The sequence below is a fragment of the Verticiella alkaliphila genome (assembly GCF_018904615.1).
Taxonomy (GTDB): Bacteria; Pseudomonadota; Gammaproteobacteria; order Burkholderiales; family Burkholderiaceae_B; genus Verticiella; species Verticiella alkaliphila.
On record NZ_JADCNH010000001.1, the window covers coordinates 197,385 to 216,623 of the forward strand.

The window sequence follows — 19,239 nt, forward strand, 5'->3', positions numbered from 1 at the left end:
CGGCCCTTACTGCATCTTGACGACGTCCACGCCCTTGGGCGCGACGAAGGTGAATTCAGAGGCGGCGACGGCAGGATTGGGCACGAGCGTGCTGAACTCGACCTGGGTCGTCTGGCCGAACGCGTCGAGGATCACGATCTGCGCCGGCAAGTTGCCGGAGAAGCCCAGATCCATATGCGTGAAACCGGCGTCCGAACCGCGCGGCGTGGCGCGCAGCCAATCCAGGCCGTCGCGCGCAGGCAGCGCCTGGAAGGTGAACGCCGAATCGAGCGAACCCTCGCCAAAGAGCACCTGCGCCGGCGCGTTGCCCACCGCTGCAGCGGCACCGCGCACGCTCACCTGGGCGAGATCGGGATCGTATTGATAGAGCTCCTTGCCGTCGGACACGGTGAGCTGCTCGTAGGGCTTCTGCACGTCCCAGCGGAACTTGCCGGGCCGCTGAAAGGCGAAGCGCCCACTCTGCGGCGTGGCGTTTTCGCCCTGCGAGGAGCGCGTCACCTGCGTGAAGGTGCCGGTGGCGGACTTCACGTCCTTGGCAAAAGCCCGCAACTGACCAGCGGCATCGGCCGCCACGGCGGGTGCCGAGACGAGCGCGGCGGCGGCAAGGGCGACGGCAACGCCAGTGCGGCGGGCCAGGGAATTCCAGCGATCAAGCATCACGAACCTTTCTTGCGGAGAGCCAGATCACTCGTCACGCTTGGGGACGATGATCTCGCGGTTGCCATTGGACTGCATCGGCGACACCAGGCCGGACTGCTCCATCTGCTCGAGCAGACGGGCAGCGCGGTTGTACCCGATGCGCAGATGCCGTTGCACCAGCGAAATCGATGCCCGACGGGTCTTGACCACCACCTCGACCGCCTGGTCATAGAGCGGATCGGCTTCGGCATCGGCCGGACCGGAGGCACCGCCCGACAGGTCGCCGCCGTCGGCTTCGCCGGCATCGAGGATGCCTTCGATGTAATTGGCCTCACCGCTTTCCTTCAGGCGCTCGACGACGCGGTGCACCTCCTCGTCGGAGACGAAGGCACCGTGCACGCGCAGCGGCAGACCGGTGCCCGGCGGCATGTAGAGCATGTCGCCCTGCCCCAGCAGGGTCTCGGCGCCCATCTGGTCAAGGATGGTGCGCGAGTCGATCTTGGAGGAGACCTGGAAGGCGATCCGCGTCGGGATGTTGGCCTTGATGAGCCCGGTGATGACGTCCACGCTCGGGCGCTGGGTGGCCAGGATGAGGTGAATGCCAGCGGCACGGGCCTTCTGGGCCAGGCGAGCAATCAGCTCTTCGATCTTCTTGCCCACCACCATCATCAGGTCGGCGAGCTCGTCGATCACCACGACGATCATGGGCAGCGTGCCCAGGGGCTCGGGATCGTCCGGCGTGAGCGAGAACGGATTGGGGATCGGCTCCTCGCGCTTGGCGGCTTCCTGGATCTTGGCGTTGTAGCCGGCCAGGTTGCGCACGCCGAGCTTGCTCATGAGCTTGTAGCGCTTCTCCATCTCGGCCACGCACCAGTTCAGCGCGTTGGCGGCCTGGCGCATGTCCGTCACCACCGGCGCGAGCAGGTGCGGAATGCCTTCGTAGACGCTCATTTCGAGCATCTTGGGATCGATGAGGATCAGACGAACCTGGCTTGCATCGGCCTTGTAGAGCAGCGACAGGATCATCGCGTTGATCCCGACGGACTTGCCCGAGCCCGTGGTACCTGCCACCAGCAGGTGGGGCATCTTGGCCAGATCCGCCACGGACGGGTTGCCGGCGATGTCCTTGCCCAGCGCGAGCGTGACCATCGACGCGCTGGCGTGGTAGACCTGCGAACCCAGGATCTCGGAGAGCCGGACCGTCTGGCGTCGCGGATTGGGCAACTCGAGCCCCATCAGGTTCTTGCCGGGGATCGTCTCGACGACCCGCACACTGACCAGGCTCAAGGCACGCGCAAGATCCTTGGCGAGGTTGACGACCTGGCTGCCCTTGACGCCCACGGCGGGTTCGATCTCGTAGCGCGTGATGACCGGGCCCGGCTGCGCGCTGATGACGGTGACCTCCACCCCGAAATCCGCGAGTTTCTTCTCGATCAGGCGCGAGGTGAATTCCAGCGTTTCGGCAGCCACCGTCTCCACGGCCGCGGGCGGCGGATCGAGCAGGCCCAGCGAGGGCAGCACGCCATCCTCGCCGTTGTGGTCGATGAAGAGCGTCGCCTGACGCTCACGCTGCTTTTCCTTGACCTGGCGCTTGGACTGCGGCACGTCGACGATGGCGGGCTCGATGCGCACGGGTTGCTCGTGGGTGAGCTTCTCCTGCTTGACCACCACCTGCTCGGAACGCTCGGCCTGGGCCAGCGCCCCGGCACGACGATCCCGCCAGGCATCCAGGCTCAGCATGCCGTGCTGCAGCAAGGCTTCGACACGTCGACCGATGCGTTCGGCCATGGCAAGCCAGGAGAAGCCGAAGAAGAGACTCGAGCCGACCGTGACGAGCACGATGAGTGCGAGCGTGCCGCCCGTGAAGCCCAGCGTGAGTCGACCATAATCCGCGAGCACGCCGCCGATCACGCCGCCGCTGCCAGCCGGCAGGGATTCGCCCCAGGAGTTCAGGCGCAGGGCCTCGAGCCCCACGGACCCCAGCAGGAGCAGGAAAAACCCGACGGCCTGCTCCCAGCGCACGCGGGGGAGCACTTCCGGCTGCCCTGGGTGGCGCAGCAGCTCTGCGAGACGCTGATAGCCCGCGCGTACGCGGTGCAGCAACAGGACCACCCACCACCAGGCCGACATGCCGAACAGATAGAGCAGCATGTCGGACATCCACGCGCCCAGGCTGCCGCCATGATTGTGGATGCGTTCGGCCGCAGCGGCGTGCGACCAGCCCGGATCGGCCGGGTGGTAACTGGCCAGCACCAGGGCCAGCCAGGCCGCCAGCGTGGCGAAGACGAGCCAGCGGGCCTCGCGCAGCAGGCCGGACAGGCGGGATGGCAACGCCGTCTGCGCTGCAGCCGTGTTGCGGGAGTTTCGGGAGGTGCGTGAAGACGCGGATGCGGGACGAGCCATGGCGCGATTATATAGAGCGCTGCAAGGCGGTTCAGGGCAAAACGCCCGCGGTAAATGACGGTTACACCCATGGTGCGTCCGGGTATGACGCCGCTGCGCTTGCCCGCTTTTCTATAATGGTGGTTCGATCCAGTTCTCGTCAGGGAATCACCGCTTCATGTCCACGCCCAAACACGCCCGCGTCCTCATCCTCGGCTCCGGCCCTGCCGGCTATACGGCCGCCGTCTATGCCGCGCGCGCCAACCTCAAGCCCATGCTGATCACCGGCGTGGCCCAGGGCGGCCAGCTGATGACCACGACCGACGTCGACAACTGGCCCGCGGATTTCGCCGGCGTCCAGGGACCGGACCTCATGCAGCGCTTCCAGCAGCACGCCGAGCGCTTCAACACCGAAATCGTCTTCGATCACATCCATACGGTGGACACGTCCAAGCGCCCCTTCACCCTGATCGGCGATTCGGGCACCTATACGTGCGACGCCCTCATCATTGCCACTGGGGCCTCCGCCAAGTACCTGGGTCTGCCGTCCGAGCAATCCTTCATGGGCAAGGGCGTGTCGGCCTGCGCCACCTGCGATGGCTTCTTCTACCGCAACCAGGACGTCGCCGTCGTGGGCGGCGGCAACACCGCCGTCGAAGAAGCGTTGTATCTCACCAACATCGCCCGCAAGGTCACCGTCGTGCACCGCCGCGACAAGTTCCGCGCCGAGCCGATCCTGGTCGATCACCTCATGGAGAAGGCGGCCGAGGGCAAGGTGGAGTTCGCCTACTTCGAAGAACTCGACGAGGTGCTGGGCGACAACGGCGGCGTGACCGGTGCACGCCTGCGCCACCGCGAGACGGGCGAGACGCGCGATCTGGCCGTCACGGGTGTCTTCATCGCCATCGGCCACTCGCCCAACACGGGGATCTTCGAGGGCCAGGTCGAGATGAAGGACGGCTATATCGTCACGCGCAGCGGCCTGAACGGGCTGGCGACGATGACGTCCGTGCCGGGCGTCTTCGCCGCGGGCGACGTGCAGGACCACGTCTACCGCCAGGCCATCACCAGCGCCGGGACCGGCTGCATGGCCGCCCTGGACGCCCAACGCTGGCTGGAGAATGAAAAGCCGGCGTAAGCAGCACCGCGCGGCGCCCGAGGCGCCGGCCGTGCCTGCCGCGCCGCTCAACCCTGCCTTGGCAGGCCTGAAGCAGGTGCATCAGGCGCTCAAGGCCGGGCAGGCGGAGCGCGAGCGTGCGGCCGAAGCGGCAGCGCTGGCGGCCTCGGCCGCGGCGAGCGCCAGTCGAACGTCGGTCGAGGATGCGCGCGTGTTTCGACGGCTGGTCGGTAGGGTCACGCCGCTGAAACCCAGCGGACGCGTGCGCCCGCGCGGCGAGCCGCCCCCCGCCCTGCCGCTGCAGCGCTGGGCAGACGACGATGCCGTGCTGCGCGAATCCGTCTCGGACGAGTACGGCGCGGAATGGCTGCTCGAATCGGACGACAGTCTGTCGTATCGACGCTCGGGACTCGGTCCAGACGTCACGCGCAAATTGCGCCGGGGTCATTGGACCGTGACGGCACAACTGGATCTGCACGGCCTGCGGGTGGACGAAGCCCGCGAAGCGGTGGCCGAGTTTCTGCGGGCCTGCGTGGTGCGCGAGCGCCGTTGCGTGCGCATCATCCACGGCAAGGGGCTGGGGTCGGTCAACCGGACCCCGGTGCTGAAAGAGAAGGTGCGCCGCTGGCTGAGCCAGAAGAGCGAAGTGCTCGCCTTCGTCGAAGCACGCCCGAACGATGGCGGCGAGGGCGTGGTGCTCGCGCTGCTGCGCGCCTAGCCAGGCGCGCTCTGGTGTCGCCTTTGCGGGATCAGACCGCGTCGTCGCCCGTCTCGCCGGTGCGGATGCGGATCACCTGCTCCACCGACGAGACGAAGATCTTGCCATCTCCGATTTTGCCCGTGTGGGCGGCCTTGATGATCGCCTCGCAGGCCTGATCGACCAGACCGTCGGAGATCACGAGTTCGATCCGGATCTTGGGCAGGAAGTCCACGACGTATTCGGCCCCACGGTAGAGCTCCGTGTGGCCCTTCTGGCGACCAAAGCCCTTCACTTCCGTGACGGTGAGCCCGTTGACGCCGATCTCGCCGAGCGCCTCGCGGACTTCGTCGAGCTTGAACGGTTTGATGATGGCGGTGATCTGCTTCACGGTGGTGCTCCCGATGAGGTGGCCGCGCCCGCCGGCGACGTGCCGTCGGGTTGCCCATTCCCCGATTTTATAGTGGCCGGCCCTCGCCGTCGCGCAAACCGACGAGAATTGCCGTGCCATTCGTATCCACCCGGAATTCACCGAAACGTGCGGCCTCGTAGCGTGACGCCTGGCCTTCCTCGAAGAAGTACGCGTCGGTCCCAAAGCGCACGCCGCGCGGCGTTGGGGTGAGGCGCACCGCCACCTCGCCCGGCTGCAACGGTCCCAGGGTATCGAGCAGACCGATCCACTGCGCCGGGGCATGCAGTTCGGTGCTCCGGAAGACGGCATACGCCGGTCGTTTCTCGCGGCCTTCGCCCGCCACATAACGCACCGCCTCGTTGATCTCGGCAGCCGCCGTGAATCGCAGGGTCATGTAGTCGCCTTGCATGAGCGAGCGAGGGTCGACTGGCGCGAGCGCCAGCACCAGGGGCTGCCCCTCCATCACGACGCGGTCGTATCGCGCAACGGTGAGGTTGCCGATCGTCAGTGCCAACAAGAGACCGAGCACCAGACCCACGCGAGGCCAGAGCGCAGGGCGCTGAGGCAAGGCATCGCCGTGGGCCGTCAGGGACGTGCTGTCGTCACTCGAGACCTCCGCCCCCGCCTCGACCGGCGCGCGGCGCCCCTCGCGCTGCAGGAGGATGCCGGACACCACGGCGGCGAGGCCCAGCACCAGGCCGGCACCAGCCAGCCAAGCCGCCTTGTGCAGCAGCGAGACGTCAAGCTGATAATAATAGCGCCCGAGATAGCCCAGGACGCCCAGCGCGGCCGCGGCGAGCAGGACGAGGCGCGACTGGGCAAAGCCGACGATGAGCCAGGCGACGGCCAGGGCGATGCCGGGCGCGGCGTGCCCCAGCGGGACCAGCAGGAGCAAGACCGCCGCCACGCCCGTCGCCACACCGCGGCCGAGTCGCGGCGCGCCCGGCTGGGCGCAGGCGAACGTCCAGGCTGCAAGGGGCAGCACAGCACAGGCGATGCGGGCCGCCTGCCACTCGCCCGGCACCAGGGGGGCCGCGACCGAGGTGCCCAGCGGCTCGGCGCCGATGAGGACGAGCAGCCCTGCCGATACCGCGCACGCCCAGGCGAGGGGCGCTGCGGCTAGCGCCTGCCGACACCTCGGCCAGGCAGTGACCGCCCAGGCGAGCAGTGACGTCCAGCCGAGCATGGCCGCTGCGGTCAGGCTGCCGGCAAGGAGCGCGTCGAACGGGTCGCCACGGAACGTACTGACATACACCGCCGCACACAGCGTGAAACCGTTGAGGAGACGGTTGGAGAAACTCGGTCCGGCCAGATACAGGCTCACCGCCAGCACGGCCGGCAGGATCCACCCGAACGCGCGATCGTAGGCCCAGGCGAGCGCGATGATGCCGGCGGCCAGCCCCAGCGCGGCCCCGAGCTGACCGAGGAACATGCGCTCGCGCCCCAGCCTGCCCAGCAGCGCCGCGACGATCCCGAAGGCCACGACGCCGATGGGCACGGCCATGCGGGCCTCGCCCATTCCCAGCAGGAACCAGCCGAGAAAGGGCAACAGCAACAAGGCCGCGAGCCAGGCCGCGCCCGCCTGGAGCAACGTAACGAACCACGGCGTGCCAGCGGCATCACGCGAGGCGGGCGTACGCCAGACACCGTCGGCCATCAGTGACGAGGAGAGCGCCGCCACCGTGTCTGTGGGGCTGTGCGAGCTCGTCATGCTGCCTCCGTCGCGTGAGCAAGACCGCGCAGCCAACGGGCGCTCGCGGCAGCCGCCCCCAGCACCAGCGCTGCCACGACCGGCCAGACGATCCAGGTGTCGAGCGTCAGGACGCTGACGAACCACCACGCCGTGTACAGCGTGAACATGCCCAGCGCGCTCAACACCCACAGCGCCAGCACGATGACATCCGGACGCCACCACCGATACACGGTAAGTACGGCGGCAGAATGCAGCAGCCACAGCGCCAGGGCCGGCGTGGCCGCGCTCGTGACGCCAAAGCGCTCACCCATGCCGATGAGGGCGGCACCGATGACCAGGAACCCCGCGAGCACGCGGGCGCCATGCCGGGCAGGATCCCAACGGGGACGGTACCGCCGCAGACGCTCCCAGATGAGCAGAGCCAATCCATTGGCCACGATAAACGCCAGCATGACCTGCCAGCGGCCCAGGTAGATGTCACTCCAGAGCCGCAGGCCGACGTTGGCCACGGCCAGCACCAGCAGCCACACCGTCACCGCGCCCGAGGCCAGCGCCCAGGGCACCATCAGCACGGCCCAGAGCGCAAAAAGGCCCCAGGGGTCGGCTCCTGTCTGATACGTCTGGCCGATGAGAGCGAGCCATGCACCGACGCTCACGCATGCGACGCCGATCGCCAGCGTGCGGACCCACGCCGGCCATCGGCCGACCGCGGCACACACCGTGGCGAGCACCAGCAGCGCCTGCACGCCGCCCATGCGCACGCCCGGAGACAGACGAGACCAGTTGGCCGCCACGAAACACACGAGCGCGGAACACAGGAGCACGATGCCGAGCCAGGCGGCCGCGTCGCGCCAGAAGCGCAGCCAATCCCGCGTCGTGGGCGTGGGCACGGCCGCGCACTCACGAACCCGCACATCGGCATCGATGTGACCCTCGGCATGCCAGCGCGCCAACGCGCGTTGGACGCGGCCCCTTTGATACCATGATTGCCATGCCTTCATCCGCGCCCTCCTCCCGACCCTGTTTGCTGATCGTCTGGCATTCTCGCACTGGTGCGGCCCGCCAGATGGCCGAAGCCGCCGCGCAGGGCGCACGCGATGCAGCGCACGCCATGGAGGATGCGACCCTGCACGTGCGACTCGTGCGCGCGGAGGACGTCCAGACGCAAGACGTATTGCAATCCGATGGCTATGTGTTCTGTGCCCCCGAGAACCTCGCCGCGCTGACGGGCGAGATGAAGGCCTTCTTCGACCGCCACTATTATGCGGTGCTCGACGCGGTTGCCGGCCGGCCTTATGCCGCGATCATCGCCGCCGGCACGGATGGCCAGGGCGCCTTGCGGCAGCTGCAGCGGATTGTCACGGGATGGCGGCTGCGCGAGACATTCGCGCCCATCGTGGCACGCAACGGGGCGCAGACGCCCGAGGCCATCCTGGCACCCAAGACGGTGGACGAGGCCACGCTGGCCCAGTGCCGGGAAAGTGGCGGCACCCTGGCCGCCACCCTCCTGCTCTAGCGCGCACAGGCGCCAGAACAGTGTGCGGCGCGCTGCCGAGTGCCGGCACGCCGCGGTCGTCCCCCGCAGAATCAGACCGCCGCGGTGACGACGATCTCGACCTTCAGATCCGGCGCGGCCAGGCGCGCTTCGACGGTGGCGCGGGTGGGCAGATTGCCTTGCGAGACCCAGGCATCCCAGACGCTGTTCATGCCGGCGAAGTCGCCGATGCTGGCGAGGTACACCGTGGCGGTGAGCAGCTTGGTCTTGTCGGTGCCAGCCTTGGCCAGCAGCGCGTCGATGGCGTCCAGCACCTGGCGGGTCTGGCCGGCGACGTCCAGCTTGCCATCCTCGGCCACTTGGCCCGCGAGATAGACCACGCCGTTGTAGACGACAGCTTCGGACATGCGCTTGCCGGGGGCGATTCGCTCGATACTCATGAAACGGCTTCCTCAAAAGGGAGGTGGGAAAAACAGGAACGGGCCCGCCACGCGGCAGGCCCTGGATGTCAGCGGCGGCCCTTGGCCTGCTCGTAGGCGGGCACGACCTTCTCGGACATGACCTTCAGATCGTTGATGCGCGTGGCCGGCGACGGGTGGGTGGAGAGGATCTCGACCTGGCCGCTGCCCAGCGACGACATCTTTTGCCAGAGGGTGACGGCTGCACGAGGATCGTAGCCTGCACGGGCCGCGAGTTCGACACCGATCGCATCGGCCTCGGTCTCGGCCTGGCGGCTCTTGGGCAGGCCGAACATCACTTGGCTCAGCTGGCCGCCCAGATCCGCGACTGCGGCGTTACCGGTGACCGCGCCCAGGATGGACAGCCCCACGTTGGACGCCATCTGCTGGGACATCTGCTCGCGCGTGTGCTCACGCAGCGCGTGGGCGATCTCATGGCCGATGACGGCAGCGAGCTCGTCGTCAGACGGCTTCAGTCGGTCGATGAGGCCGGTGTAGACGGCGATGCGCCCGCCCGGCATGCACCAGGCGTTCACTTCATCGCTGCTGATGACGTTGACCTGCCAATCCCACTTGGCCGCATCCTGACGGAAGGCGGGCACCTGGGCGATGAGGCGCTGCGAGATGTTGCGCACCCGATTCACGACGGCTGCGTTCGTGTTGAGTGCACCGCCAGCACGAGCCTCGTTGAGCGTCTGCGCGTACTGCTGAGCCGCCGCCTGCTCGACCTGCGCTTCCGAGACCAGTCCGCTCATGTACTGGTTGCGGGCGACGCCCACATCGCCAGCGCCGGTCGTCTGCACCGAGGTGCAGCCGACAACACCAGCCAACATCAGAGGAATTGCCACACGGGATACGACGCGCAGTTTCATCAAGGTTCTCCGGGGGTTGCGTTAGACGGAAAAGCGATCAGATCTGGCCGGGCACGCGCCCGGCGACGGGCACGTCGCCGCACTGCGCGCGATACCGCAGCGCATGCTCGACGAGGACCAGTGCCAGCAAGGCTTCGGCGATGGGCGTGGCGCGGATGCCCACGCACGGATCGTGGCGGCCATGGGTCTCCACCTGGACCGGCTCACCGGCGAGGTTCACCGAGCGGCGCGGCGTGCGGATGCTGGAAGTGGGCTTGATCGCCAGGCTGACCGTGATCGGCTGGCCGCTGGAGATGCCGCCCAGGATGCCGCCCGCGTGATTGGTCAGAAAGCCGTCGGGCGTGATCTCGTCGCCGTGCTCGCTGCCGCGCTGCGCGACGCTCGCCATCCCGGCACCGATCTCCACCCCCTTGACGGCGTTGAGCCCCATCATGGCGTGCGCGATGTCGGCGTCCAGGCGATCGTAGATCGGCTCGCCCCAGCCCACCGGCACGCCTTCGGCAACGACGTCCACGCGAGCCCCGACCGAGTCGCCATCGCGGCGCAGTTGATCCATGTAGGCCTCGAGCTGCGGCACGATGCCGGCGTTGGGCGCATAGAACGGATTGCCGGGCACGGCGTCCCAGCTCTCGAAAGGAATGTCGATCTCGCCCAGGGCCCGCATGTAGCCTCGGATGCGCACGCCATAGCGTTCGGCGAGCCACTTGCGGGCCACGGCTCCGGCCGCCACGGTGGGCGCCGTCAGGCGGGCCGACGAGCGCCCGCCACCGCGGGGGTCACGGATGCCGAACTTGTGGCGATAGGTGTAATCCGCATGACCCGGGCGAAAGGTCTCGGCGATGTTGCTGTAATCCTTGCTGCGCGCGTCCTGGTTGCGGATGAGGAGCGCGATTGGAGTGCCCGTGGTGCGGCCCTCGTACACGCCAGAGAGGATCTCGACGGCGTCCGGCTCCTGGCGCTGCGTGACGTGGCGCGAGGTGCCCGGCCGGCGGCGATCGAGCTCGGCCTGGATGTCGGCCGTGTCCAGCAGCATCCCCGGCGGGCAGCCATCGATGACGCAGCCCACGGCCGGGCCGTGCGATTCGCCGAAGTTGGTGACGCGAAAGAGAGTACCGAGAGAGCTGCCGGACATGATGACGTACCGGCGTGAACCGGACCGAAAACGAGGGGATCGTCGATTATCTCATCAACCGGGAAAGCAGGCTGGGCGCTCAATTTGCTGATGCAGGTCAAAACGCCGGCGCAGGCACATCGCTATAAAAGCATCACCCGCCACGGCATTCCGCCGAACGCGCCGCACCGCTTGAGGAGAAGCTCGCATGGCCCTGGATTACCCCAAGAGCGTTTTCACCTATCGCTTCGAAGACGAAGTCGAGGATCGCAACCCGCCCACGGCCAGCCGCTGGGCAGCCGCCCTCGCCGCCCGCTCGGGCGCCCAGCTCGATGCGCTGGTCGCCGTCCCGCACCGCGCCGTGCCGAACGTGTTCGGCGCATCGCTCGTGAAGAACATCGTCGGCGGCGACAACGCACAGCAAGGCGAAGCAGCCGAGGCCATCGCCCAGGCGCTGCGTACCGAGGCGGGCCAGGCCGGCGTGAGCGCCAACGTCGCCGTGGCGTCGGCGTCGTTCTCTGACGTGCGAGCCCAGGTCACCGCGCAGGCGCGCCTGGCGGACATCGTGGTGGCGGACGCCTCCTCCGATGCGACGGGCACGCAGCGCGAACTGCTCTCGGACGTCCTGTTCAGCGCCTCGCGACCCGTGGTGGTCGTGCCGGCAAGTGTCACCAGCCTGTCGCTGGACACCGTGGTGGTCGGCTGGGACGGCACATCGCCGGCCACACGGGCCCTGAACGATGCCCTGCCCTTGCTGCGTCAGGCGGGCCGGGTGGATGTCGTGAGCATCATCAACGACAAGGATCTGGGCACGGGCGGCCGCGCGTCCGACGTGGTCCCTCATCTGCTGCGACACGGCGTGAAGGCCAACGCAGTCGAACTCGAAAGCTCAGGGGATGCGGCGCACGTGCTCCTGCACCACGCCACGAGCAACAACGCTGGCCTGCTCGTCATTGGAGCCTATGCCCACTCGCGCCTGCGCCAGCTGGTGTTCGGTGGCTTCACGAGCGCCCTGCTCAAGGACTGCCCCGTTCCGCTGCTGCTGAGCCACTGACGGCACAACACACCGCCCTCGCACGGGCGGTGTCAGGCTGCACGCAATAATTGCGTGACGAGATCATCGCGGTCGAGGAAGACATGATCCGGCTGCGCAGCACGGATCGCCTCCGCGGCGGCATAGCCCCACGACACTGCACCCGACCGCATGCCGCTCGCTCGGGCCGCCGCGATGTCGCGCTCCTCATCGCCGATGTAGATGCTGGCCTCGGGCGCCACGCCGGCCCGACGACAGATCCGGCGCAAGCGCCCCGTCTTTCCCAGGAAGGCTGCGGCGTATTCCCCCACCGCCACGTGCGCCATGGCATCCCCGAGGATCGCCTCGACGTTCGCCTGGCTGTTGGATGTCACGATACCGACCGGCACCTGCTGCGCCAGCGTCGCCAGCATCCGCGGCACGTCCGGAAAGAGCGCGATGCGATGCGCAGAAGCCCTCATGCGTTGGCGGAAATCGCGCGACACCCGCGGCAGTTTCCACCAGGGCAGGCCGACATGCGCCATCAGCTCGCGCGTGCTCATGCGCCGCAACGCGGGAAGATCCTCGGGCGCGAAGCTGCGAAACCCGTGGGTGCGCGCCACCGCATCGAGGTTCTCGAGAAAGAACGGCATCGAATCGGCCAGTGTGCCGTCGAAATCGAAGACGACGAAGCGAGGAGGCATGAGCGGCAAAAAAAAACTGCCACACGAGGTGGCAGTTCGACAGGTACTGAAAGGGTGCCGTTCGATCGCGGCACGAGCATGCGTTGAAACCTTGAAACAATCCTCTGAGGAGGCGGGCTTGCCGCCGCGTCAACGCTCACGCATACTGCAAAAACTGGTGGCGCATCAGGGACTCGAACCCCGGACCTGCGGATTATGATTCCGTCGCTCTAACCAACTGAGCTAATGCGCCGCGAAGAACGTAACTATAGCGCAATTCGAAGAAGGTGTGCAAGTGTTTTTCGTCGTTCTTTTTCGCAGGGGATTCTCCCGGCTTGACGCACGATCGCATCTTTCGGATGATTTCCCCACGCGAGCACGCCGACGTGCAGCGCTCGCTTCACCAAGCCCAAAGGCACGCTAAATGGCTGATGTATCCCCTGTTTCGCCCGCCGATCCCGGCGGCGCGCCGAAAGCCACCGGCACCGTCAAGTGGTTCAATGATGCAAAAGGATTTGGCTTCATCACGCCGGACGACGGCGGCGAAGATCTCTTTGCACACTTCTCCTCGATCCAGATGACCGGCTTCAAGACCTTGAAAGAAGGTCAGCGGGTTTCCTACGAGGTGATCCAGGGACCGAAAGGCAAGCAGGCACTGAACATCACGAACGCCGCATGACGCCCCGGGGTTGGATTACCCGGGTCGCCGCCGCTGTCCTGTGTGGGTTCTCCGGTGTGTCGCTCGCAGGCGACGCACCGTTGCCGACGCTCGATCTGTCAGTCGGCATGTATCGTGTGCAGGCCGAGGTGGCGCATACGCCGGAGACGCTTCAGCGCGGGCTCATGTTCCGCACTGAGCTCGGGCAGCAGCAGGGCATGCTGTTTCTCTTCGGCTCGCACGGCACGCAGTGCATGTGGATGCGCAACACGCTCATTCCCTTGGCTGTGGCGTTCCTGCGCGATGACGGCACGATCGTGAACATCGCCGAGATGCAGCCCAAGACCGAGGACAGTCATTGCTCGTCCGAGCCCGTGGCCGCCGCGCTCGAGATGAACGCAGGGTGGTTTGCGCAGCGGGGCATCAAGCCCGGCACGCGCATCCACGGCATGCCCACGCGCTACTGAGCGCTGCCGGCGGCGTCTGACGTGCGCTCGACGCGCACGTCAGCGTTGCCCTGCGCGAAGCTGACGGACAACCCCTGCCCCGCACGCAGCGCACTGGCATCGCGAATGATGCGACCCTCTTCGTCGCGTGCGATGGCGTAGCCGCGCGCGAGTGTCTCCTGTGGCCCCAATACCCGCAGATGCGCGCCCGCCGATTTCACCCGCTGGGCGAGTCGCTCCAGGCGGCGCCCCTGCGCCTGGCCCAGCGCCGTCGCCAGCCCTGCCACGCGCGCCTGCTGCCATTGCACCGTCTGCGCAGGCGAGACGATCCGGTCCGCCAAGCGCGCCACGCGCTGGTGTGCGCGCTCGAGCCGAAGCGCCTGCGCGCGCTGCAGCGCGGCCTGCAGGGCGGTCAGCCGATCCTGCTGGCGTGTGAGGCGTTGCGCAGGAGACACCAGCCTGGCTGCTGAACGATCCAGCCGCTGTGCGAGCTGCTCCAGACGCCGGCTCTGCGCGCGCCGCAAGCCTTGGGCGAGATGCATCACAGACTGCAGCAGCTGCTCGCGCGGCGTGCCGGCAAGTTCGGCAGCGGCCGTGGGCGTGGGCGCCCGGACGTCCGCCACGAAGTCCGCAATGGTGAAGTCCGACTCGTGGCCGACCCCGCAGATCACCGGCAACGCGCTGGCTGCCACCGCGCGGGCGACGCGCTCATCGTTAAACGCCCAGAGATCCTCGATGCTGCCGCCACCGCGCACGAGCAGCAGCGTATCGACGTCGGCCCGCCGGTTGGCCGTCTCGATGGCCCGCACGATCGCAGGCGGCGCATCAGCGCCTTGCACGGGGGTTGGGTACACATGCACGTGCACGTGCGGCAGGCGCCGCGCCAGCGCCGTCAGCACGTCACGCAGCGCCGCAGCGTGCAGCGAGGTGACAACCCCGAGGGCACGCGGCAACTCGACCGGCGCGCGCTTGCGCTCAGGGCTCAGCAGGCCTTCGGCCTCCAGCTTTTCCTTCAAGCGGAGGAAGGCTTCGAAGAGGTCGCCCTGCCCCGCTCGGCGCATGGCCTGCACCTGCAACTGGTAATCGCCGCGTGCCTCGTACAACGAGACCTTGGCGCGCACTTCCACGCGATCGCCCGCGCGCGGCACGAAGCCCACCTGGGTCGCCTTCATGCGGAACATCACGGCACGCACACTGGCGCCGGCATCCTTGAGCGTGAAGTACCAGTGACCCGAGGCGGCGCTCAGGAAATTGGACACCTCGCCGCGCACCCAGACCGGTGGCACCGCCTGCTCCAGCATCCCAGCCACGGCGCGATTGAGTTGCGTGACCGTGAGAGGGGCATCGTTTGGCGCCGAGCCGAGCGCAGAGCCCGCGTTCATCGGCCTCTCCCGGCAAAAAGCTTTCCACAGCCAACGGGGATGCGCCTGTCAAGGATTTTGTCTGTCATCAAAGCGTCACGGTTGTTCAAGGTATTGATTTATATGGGAATATCGCGTCAGCACTCGCTGCCCGCGATTCCAGCACGGCCCGCAGGCCACGCATTCACGCCATTTCCAGGGCGTTTCCCACAAAGATATCCACAACTCCTGTGGATAGTCTGCGGTCATCGCGCTGTTCGCCGCTGCACGGATCCCGCTACACTGCCCGCGTTACGCTGCCGGGATCCCTCATGCTGTCCATCATCCGCGACGCTGGCTGGCCCATCTGGCCCCTGCTGGCGACTTCTGTCGTTGCCCTGGCCCTGATCATCGAGCGCCTGCTCGCGCTGCGCGCGGATCGCGTCGTCCCGTCTGGCCAGCTCGCCCAGGCGGCCACACTCGCGGCACGTCCGAACGTCCCCGCCGATGCGCTGGCTGATCTCGCCGCCCGCTCCGCCGTGGGGCAGATCCTCGCCAGTGGCCTCAAGGCACGGCATCTGTCGCGCGAGCGCGTTCGTGAAGCCATGGAGGATACAGGGCGCCAGGTCACGCACGAGCTCGAGCGCTACCTCAGTGCCCTGGGGACGATCGCAGCCGTCGCACCGTTGATGGGCCTCTTCGGCACGGTGATCGGGATGATCGAGATCTTCAGCGGCTGGTCACCCACGGGCGGTGATCCTGCTCAGCTGGCCCGCGGCATCTCGATCGCACTGTACAACACCGCGTTCGGCATCTTCGTTGCCATCCCTGCTCTCATCTGCCAACGCTGGTTCCGCGCCCGCGTCGCTGGCTACGTCGTTGCCATGGAGCAGGCCGCCTCGCGCCTGCTCGATACGCTGCGGCCGGAGTCCAGCCGATGAGATTCCGGCGCGCCCAGCCACCCGAGGAAGCGGAGATCAACCTCATCCCGTTGATCGACGTGCTGCTGGTGCTGCTGATCTTTCTGACGGCCACCACCACGTTCGCCCGCTTCGGCACGCTCGGCGTCGCGCTGCCCGCCGCCGGGGAGACCCAGATGGAGGCAGGCGCGCCTCTGCATCTGGAGGTGTCTGCGGACGGGCGCGTCGCGCTCGAAGGCCAGACGCTCGCCAGCGAACCCGGCAGCCTGGCGGCGGCGCTGCGCGCGGCGGCCCAAGGCCGCGAATCACCGCTGCTCGTGATCTACGCGGATGCCCAGGCGAGCCATCAGTCCGTGGTGGACGTCATGCAAGCCGCTCGCGCCGCGGGCATCGGCCGCCTGAGCTTCGGTGCCCAGGACGCGCAGCGTCCCGCGGGGCCATGACGACGCCCGCGTCACGGCCTGATGCGGCGACACCCTGGCGCGCGCGCCTCGCCGGCCACCTGCAGACCGCCTGGCAGCACGACGGCCTCCTCGCGCGCGTGCTTGCGCCACTGGGCTGGATGGCGCAACGCGTGTCTGACCGACGCCGCGAGCGTTATGCGCGCGAGCCGCAGCTCGCCTGGCGCGCACCCGTCCCGGTCCTCGTGATCGGCAACCTGCTCGTGGGAGGTACCGGCAAGACCCCGTTGCTCGTCGCCACCGTCCAGGCCTTGCAGGCCCGCGGCTGGCACCCCGGGGTGGTGAGCCGTGGGTACGGCGTGACGGTGGGGGCCGTACCTCGCGTGGGGCTGGGCACGCCAGCCGCAGCTGAGATCGGCGACGAACCTGCGCTCATCGCGGCCGCCACGGGCGTACCGGTGGCTGTGCATCCGGATCGGCCCGCTGCCGCTCGTGCCCTGCTCGCCGCCCACCCTGCCGTGGACGTCATCGTGTCGGACGATGGCCTGCAACACCGGGCGCTTGGCCGGGACGTCGAGCTGCTCGTGGAGGATGAGCGCGGCGTGGGCAATGGCCGCGTGCTTCCGGCCGGGCCTTTGCGTGAAGCCGTCCACGTGCGCGACAGTGTCGACGCCATCGTCTGCAATGGCGATCCCGCCAAAGCCCCCGCGGCACGCACGCGTCTCGTCGGCATGCACGTCACCTCCACGGGGGCACGCCACCTGGCGAGTGGAGCGCAGCTTTCACTGCCGGCGCTGGCGCAGGCCCATGCACCCGTTGCCGCCGTCGCCGGCATCGGCCGGCCTGAGCGATTCTTCGCCGCCCTGCGCGCCGCGGGCGTTCCGCTTGCCCAGACCCGCGCCCTTCCCGACCACGCAGACTTCTCCCACCTCGACTTCGACGACCTTGCGGCGCAGGCCATTCTGCTCACCGAGAAAGACGCCGTAAAATGCGCGCATCTGCCGGATCGGCGGTTGTGGGCGGTGAGCGCCAGCATCGCGTTGTCCGATCCGCACTTTTTCGATTGGCTGCACCAGCGTCTGACCGCGTGCCGCCCGTCACTCAGCCCGGACCTTCCCCCGCATGGACACTCGACTGCTTGATATCCTGGTCTGCCCGATCTGCAAGGGCCCGCTGCGCCGCGACGCCGCGCGCAACGAACTGGTCTGCAAGGCCGACCGGCTGGCATTCCCGATCCAGGACGGCGTGCCGATGATGCTCGTGTCCGCGGCGCGCGAACTGCCTGCCACCGACGCCTCACCCGCGCCCGTCACGCTGCCCTGACCATGGCCGACTGGATCGCCATGGTGCCCGCCCGGGCCGCGTCCACCCGCCTGCCCGGCAAGGCCTTGCTCGACGTGGGCGGCCTGCCGATGGTGGTGCGCACCGCACGCCAGGCCGCGGCCAGCGGCGCCCAGCGAGTGGTGGTGGCCACGGACGACGCGCAAATCGCGGATGTCGTGCGCGCGCATGGCATCGAGGTGGTGATGACCTCGCCCACGCATCCGACCGGGACCGATCGGCTCGCCGAGGCCTGTCGTCTGCTCGACCTTCCGGACGACGCCATCGTGGTCAACGTCCAGGGCGACGAGCCGCTGATCGACCCGGCGCTCGTGGCGACCGTGGCGGATGCGCTGGCCGACGACGCCGACGCGGCGATCGCCACGGCCGCGCATGCGGTGAACAGCGCGGACGAGCTCTTCGATCCGAATGCCGTGAAGGTGGTGTGCGATGCCCGCGGCGCGCGCTGTACTTCTCCCGCGCCCCCCTGCCGTGGGCGCGCGACGCCCTCGCTGGCGGCCAGCGCGTGCTGGCGCCCGGCGTGCCCGCGCTGCGCCACATCGGCCTGTATGCGTATCGCGTCGCGTTCCTGCGGCGCTTTCCCACGTTGCCCCAGGGCGTGCTGGAGCAAGTCGAAGCGCTGGAGCAATTGCGCGCCCTCGAACACGGCCATGCCATCCGGGTGCACGTCACGCACGGTGCGCCCCCCGGCGGCGTGGACACGGCGGAGGATCTGGCGCGCGTGCGGGCCGCACTCGCGGCTGCGCCACCAGGTTGACTGGGGAAAGCCCCATTGACCGGGGATATATCCCTATGTAATTCTTAACGGTTTGAACAAATTCAGAGGACAGGCGCGGCTGCCCAGCTTTGTTCCCGATCCAACCGCGCAACAGCTATCAGGACATTCGTTATGCGTCTTATCCTTCTTGGCGCGCCCGGCGCCGGCAAAGGCACCCAAGCCGCGTTTCTGCGCGAGCAATATGGCATCCCGCAGATCTCCACCGGCGACATGCTGCGTGCGGCCGTCAAGGCCGGCACGCCGCTTGGCCTGGAAGCCAAAAAGGTCATGGACGCTGGCGGCCTGATGCCCGACGACATCATCATCGGCCTCGTGAAGGATCGCCTGAAGGAGCCGGATTGCCAGAAGGGTTACCTCTTCGATGGCTTTCCGCGCACCATCCCGCAGGCCGACGCCATGAAGGACGCCGGCGTGGCGATCGACTACGTCATCGAAGTCGACGTGCCGGAAAGCGAGATCATCGAGCGCATGAGCGGTCGCCGCGTGCACCCGGCGAGCGGTCGCACGTATCACGTCACGCACAATCCGCCCAAGGTGGAAGGCAAGGATGACGAGACGGGCGAGCCGCTGGTGCAGCGCGACGACGATCGGGAAGAGACCGTGCGCAAGCGCCTGGAGGTCTATCGCGACCAGACGCGCCCCCTCGTGGACTACTACCAGGAGTGGGCGGCTGCCGAGCCCGCCAAGGCACCGAAGTACCGCCGCATCGCTGGCGTGGGGTCGGTCGACGACATCAAGCAGCGCCTCTTCGAAGCGCTGAAGTAATCTCTCCCGCGACAAGGAA

Annotated in this window: 21 protein-coding genes, 1 tRNA gene and 1 pseudogene; 12 read left to right on the forward strand and 11 right to left on the reverse strand. The window is 67.9% G+C overall.

Going from position 1 to position 19,239, the window contains the following annotated elements; all coding sequences use genetic code 11:
- Positions 1-6 precede the first annotated feature (6 nt).
- Together lolA and IMZ29_RS01130 are read right to left on the reverse strand one after the other, a co-directional pair.
- On the reverse strand, positions 7-657 hold the full coding sequence (lolA, locus tag IMZ29_RS01125) for an outer membrane lipoprotein periplasmic chaperone LolA (RefSeq protein WP_216179593.1): 651 nt from the start codon (positions 655-657) through the stop codon (positions 7-9).
- 27 nt (positions 658-684) lie between these two features.
- The gene (locus tag IMZ29_RS01130; protein ID WP_216179385.1) at positions 685-3,042 is read right to left on the reverse strand and encodes a DNA translocase FtsK; all 2,358 of its coding nucleotides are present in this window, start codon (positions 3,040-3,042) and stop codon (positions 685-687) included.
- 157 nt (positions 3,043-3,199) lie between these two features.
- On the opposite strand from IMZ29_RS01130, the gene trxB reads away from it, so the two are divergent.
- Together trxB and IMZ29_RS01140 are read left to right on the forward strand one after the other, a co-directional pair.
- Positions 3,200-4,159, forward strand: a complete 960-nt coding sequence (gene trxB / locus IMZ29_RS01135) for a thioredoxin-disulfide reductase (protein ID WP_216179388.1) — start codon at positions 3,200-3,202, stop codon at positions 4,157-4,159.
- Positions 4,143-4,856, forward strand: a complete 714-nt coding sequence (locus tag IMZ29_RS01140) for a Smr/MutS family protein (RefSeq protein WP_216179390.1) — start codon at positions 4,143-4,145, stop codon at positions 4,854-4,856. Before trxB ends, IMZ29_RS01140 begins: the two co-directional genes overlap by 17 nt.
- Positions 4,857-4,887: 31 nt before the next feature.
- Here the strand turns inward: IMZ29_RS01140 and IMZ29_RS01145 are convergent, their stop codons facing one another.
- From IMZ29_RS01145 to IMZ29_RS01155, 3 genes are all read right to left on the reverse strand, one after another.
- On the reverse strand, positions 4,888-5,226 hold the full coding sequence (locus IMZ29_RS01145; RefSeq protein WP_216179392.1) for a P-II family nitrogen regulator: 339 nt from the start codon (positions 5,224-5,226) through the stop codon (positions 4,888-4,890).
- Positions 5,227-5,293: 67 nt separating this feature from the next.
- The gene (locus tag IMZ29_RS01150; protein ID WP_216179394.1) at positions 5,294-6,958 is read right to left on the reverse strand and encodes a GDYXXLXY domain-containing protein; all 1,665 of its coding nucleotides are present in this window, start codon (positions 6,956-6,958) and stop codon (positions 5,294-5,296) included.
- Positions 6,955-7,941, reverse strand: coding sequence for a DUF2157 domain-containing protein (locus tag IMZ29_RS01155; RefSeq protein ID WP_216179396.1), 987 nt, complete (start codon positions 7,939-7,941; stop codon positions 6,955-6,957). The genes IMZ29_RS01150 and IMZ29_RS01155 overlap by 4 nt, the downstream gene beginning before the upstream one ends.
- A gap of 65 nt (positions 7,942-8,006) precedes the next feature.
- Between IMZ29_RS01155 and IMZ29_RS01160 the strand changes: the two genes are divergently transcribed.
- Complete coding sequence (locus IMZ29_RS01160; protein WP_253206626.1) at positions 8,007-8,456, forward strand: flavodoxin family protein; 450 nt, start codon at positions 8,007-8,009, stop codon at positions 8,454-8,456.
- Positions 8,457-8,527: 71 nt separating this feature from the next.
- On the opposite strand, the gene IMZ29_RS01165 is transcribed toward IMZ29_RS01160, so the two are convergent.
- The 3 genes from IMZ29_RS01165 to aroC form a co-directional block, all read right to left on the reverse strand.
- Positions 8,528-8,875 (reverse strand): RidA family protein, encoded by a 348-nt coding sequence (locus IMZ29_RS01165; protein ID WP_216179400.1) that lies wholly within the window; start codon positions 8,873-8,875, stop codon positions 8,528-8,530.
- Positions 8,876-8,943: 68 nt separating this feature from the next.
- Positions 8,944-9,765 (reverse strand): M48 family metallopeptidase, encoded by an 822-nt coding sequence (locus tag IMZ29_RS01170; protein ID WP_216179402.1) that lies wholly within the window; start codon positions 9,763-9,765, stop codon positions 8,944-8,946.
- Between the two features lie 37 nt (positions 9,766-9,802).
- Positions 9,803-10,897 (reverse strand): chorismate synthase, encoded by a 1,095-nt coding sequence (gene aroC / locus IMZ29_RS01175; protein ID WP_216179404.1) that lies wholly within the window; start codon positions 10,895-10,897, stop codon positions 9,803-9,805.
- 187 nt (positions 10,898-11,084) lie between these two features.
- Between aroC and IMZ29_RS01180 the strand changes: the two genes are divergently transcribed.
- Positions 11,085-11,930: a universal stress protein gene (locus IMZ29_RS01180; protein WP_216179407.1), complete on the forward strand. Its 846-nt coding sequence runs from the start codon at positions 11,085-11,087 to the stop codon at positions 11,928-11,930.
- 32 nt (positions 11,931-11,962) lie between these two features.
- Here the strand turns inward: IMZ29_RS01180 and IMZ29_RS01185 are convergent, their stop codons facing one another.
- Positions 11,963-12,592, reverse strand: coding sequence for an HAD hydrolase-like protein (locus IMZ29_RS01185; RefSeq protein WP_256445140.1), 630 nt, complete (start codon positions 12,590-12,592; stop codon positions 11,963-11,965).
- Positions 12,593-12,747: 155 nt separating this feature from the next.
- Positions 12,748-12,824 (reverse strand) — tRNA-Met (locus tag IMZ29_RS01190).
- Between the two features lie 171 nt (positions 12,825-12,995).
- Here IMZ29_RS01190 and IMZ29_RS01195 point away from each other — a divergent pair.
- A complete protein-coding gene (locus IMZ29_RS01195; protein ID WP_216179411.1) occupies positions 12,996-13,250 on the forward strand; it encodes a cold-shock protein in 255 nt (84 codons plus the stop codon).
- The gene (locus IMZ29_RS01200) at positions 13,247-13,696 is read left to right on the forward strand and encodes a DUF192 domain-containing protein (protein WP_216179413.1); all 450 of its coding nucleotides are present in this window, start codon (positions 13,247-13,249) and stop codon (positions 13,694-13,696) included. Before IMZ29_RS01195 ends, IMZ29_RS01200 begins: the two co-directional genes overlap by 4 nt.
- On the opposite strand, the gene xseA is transcribed toward IMZ29_RS01200, so the two are convergent.
- Positions 13,690-15,057, reverse strand: a complete 1,368-nt coding sequence (gene xseA / locus IMZ29_RS01205) for an exodeoxyribonuclease VII large subunit (RefSeq protein ID WP_216179415.1) — start codon at positions 15,055-15,057, stop codon at positions 13,690-13,692. The genes IMZ29_RS01200 and xseA overlap by 7 nt on opposite strands.
- Positions 15,058-15,347: 290 nt before the next feature.
- On the opposite strand from xseA, the gene IMZ29_RS01210 reads away from it, so the two are divergent.
- The 6 genes and pseudogenes from IMZ29_RS01210 to adk all read left to right on the forward strand — a co-directional run bounded on the left by IMZ29_RS01210 (position 15,348) and on the right by adk (position 19,220).
- Positions 15,348-15,956: a MotA/TolQ/ExbB proton channel family protein gene (locus IMZ29_RS01210; protein ID WP_216179417.1), complete on the forward strand. Its 609-nt coding sequence runs from the start codon at positions 15,348-15,350 to the stop codon at positions 15,954-15,956.
- Positions 15,953-16,378 (forward strand): ExbD/TolR family protein, encoded by a 426-nt coding sequence (locus IMZ29_RS01215; protein WP_216179419.1) that lies wholly within the window; start codon positions 15,953-15,955, stop codon positions 16,376-16,378. The genes IMZ29_RS01210 and IMZ29_RS01215 overlap by 4 nt, the downstream gene beginning before the upstream one ends.
- Positions 16,375-17,478: a tetraacyldisaccharide 4'-kinase gene (gene lpxK / locus IMZ29_RS01220; protein WP_216179421.1), complete on the forward strand. Its 1,104-nt coding sequence runs from the start codon at positions 16,375-16,377 to the stop codon at positions 17,476-17,478. Before IMZ29_RS01215 ends, lpxK begins: the two co-directional genes overlap by 4 nt.
- Complete coding sequence (locus IMZ29_RS01225; RefSeq protein WP_216179424.1) at positions 17,459-17,659, forward strand: Trm112 family protein; 201 nt, start codon at positions 17,459-17,461, stop codon at positions 17,657-17,659. Before lpxK ends, IMZ29_RS01225 begins: the two co-directional genes overlap by 20 nt.
- A 2-nt stretch (positions 17,660-17,661) precedes the next feature.
- Positions 17,662-18,434 (forward strand): annotated as a pseudogene (kdsB, locus tag IMZ29_RS01230) (3-deoxy-manno-octulosonate cytidylyltransferase).
- Between the two features lie 132 nt (positions 18,435-18,566).
- A complete protein-coding gene (adk, locus tag IMZ29_RS01235) occupies positions 18,567-19,220 on the forward strand; it encodes an adenylate kinase (protein WP_216179426.1) in 654 nt (217 codons plus the stop codon).
- Positions 19,221-19,239 lie beyond the last annotated feature (19 nt).

Coding starts and splice junctions, on each gene's coding strand:
- IMZ29_RS01150 (WP_216179394.1), bottom strand. CDS start 6,958: ATGACGAGCTCGCACAGCCCCACAGACACGGTGGCGGCGCTCTCCTCG.
- IMZ29_RS01170 (WP_216179402.1), bottom strand. CDS start 9,765: ATGAAACTGCGCGTCGTATCCCGTGTGGCAATTCCTCTGATGTTGGCT.
- IMZ29_RS01130 (WP_216179385.1), bottom strand. CDS start 3,042: ATGGCTCGTCCCGCATCCGCGTCTTCACGCACCTCCCGAAACTCCCGC.
- IMZ29_RS01155 (WP_216179396.1), bottom strand. CDS start 7,941: ATGAAGGCATGGCAATCATGGTATCAAAGGGGCCGCGTCCAACGCGCG.
- lpxK (WP_216179421.1), top strand. CDS start 16,375: ATGACGACGCCCGCGTCACGGCCTGATGCGGCGACACCCTGGCGCGCG.
- adk (WP_216179426.1), top strand. CDS start 18,567: ATGCGTCTTATCCTTCTTGGCGCGCCCGGCGCCGGCAAAGGCACCCAA.
- trxB (WP_216179388.1), top strand. CDS start 3,200: ATGTCCACGCCCAAACACGCCCGCGTCCTCATCCTCGGCTCCGGCCCT.
- aroC (WP_216179404.1), bottom strand. CDS start 10,897: ATGTCCGGCAGCTCTCTCGGTACTCTCTTTCGCGTCACCAACTTCGGC.
- IMZ29_RS01225 (WP_216179424.1), top strand. CDS start 17,459: ATGGACACTCGACTGCTTGATATCCTGGTCTGCCCGATCTGCAAGGGC.
- IMZ29_RS01210 (WP_216179417.1), top strand. CDS start 15,348: ATGCTGTCCATCATCCGCGACGCTGGCTGGCCCATCTGGCCCCTGCTG.
- IMZ29_RS01165 (WP_216179400.1), bottom strand. CDS start 8,875: ATGAGTATCGAGCGAATCGCCCCCGGCAAGCGCATGTCCGAAGCTGTC.
- IMZ29_RS01160 (WP_253206626.1), top strand. CDS start 8,007: ATGGCCGAAGCCGCCGCGCAGGGCGCACGCGATGCAGCGCACGCCATG.
- IMZ29_RS01215 (WP_216179419.1), top strand. CDS start 15,953: ATGAGATTCCGGCGCGCCCAGCCACCCGAGGAAGCGGAGATCAACCTC.
- IMZ29_RS01180 (WP_216179407.1), top strand. CDS start 11,085: ATGGCCCTGGATTACCCCAAGAGCGTTTTCACCTATCGCTTCGAAGAC.
- IMZ29_RS01185 (WP_256445140.1), bottom strand. CDS start 12,592: ATGCCTCCTCGCTTCGTCGTCTTCGATTTCGACGGCACACTGGCCGAT.
- IMZ29_RS01140 (WP_216179390.1), top strand. CDS start 4,143: ATGAAAAGCCGGCGTAAGCAGCACCGCGCGGCGCCCGAGGCGCCGGCC.
- lolA (WP_216179593.1), bottom strand. CDS start 657: ATGCTTGATCGCTGGAATTCCCTGGCCCGCCGCACTGGCGTTGCCGTC.
- IMZ29_RS01200 (WP_216179413.1), top strand. CDS start 13,247: ATGACGCCCCGGGGTTGGATTACCCGGGTCGCCGCCGCTGTCCTGTGT.
- xseA (WP_216179415.1), bottom strand. CDS start 15,057: ATGAACGCGGGCTCTGCGCTCGGCTCGGCGCCAAACGATGCCCCTCTC.
- IMZ29_RS01195 (WP_216179411.1), top strand. CDS start 12,996: ATGGCTGATGTATCCCCTGTTTCGCCCGCCGATCCCGGCGGCGCGCCG.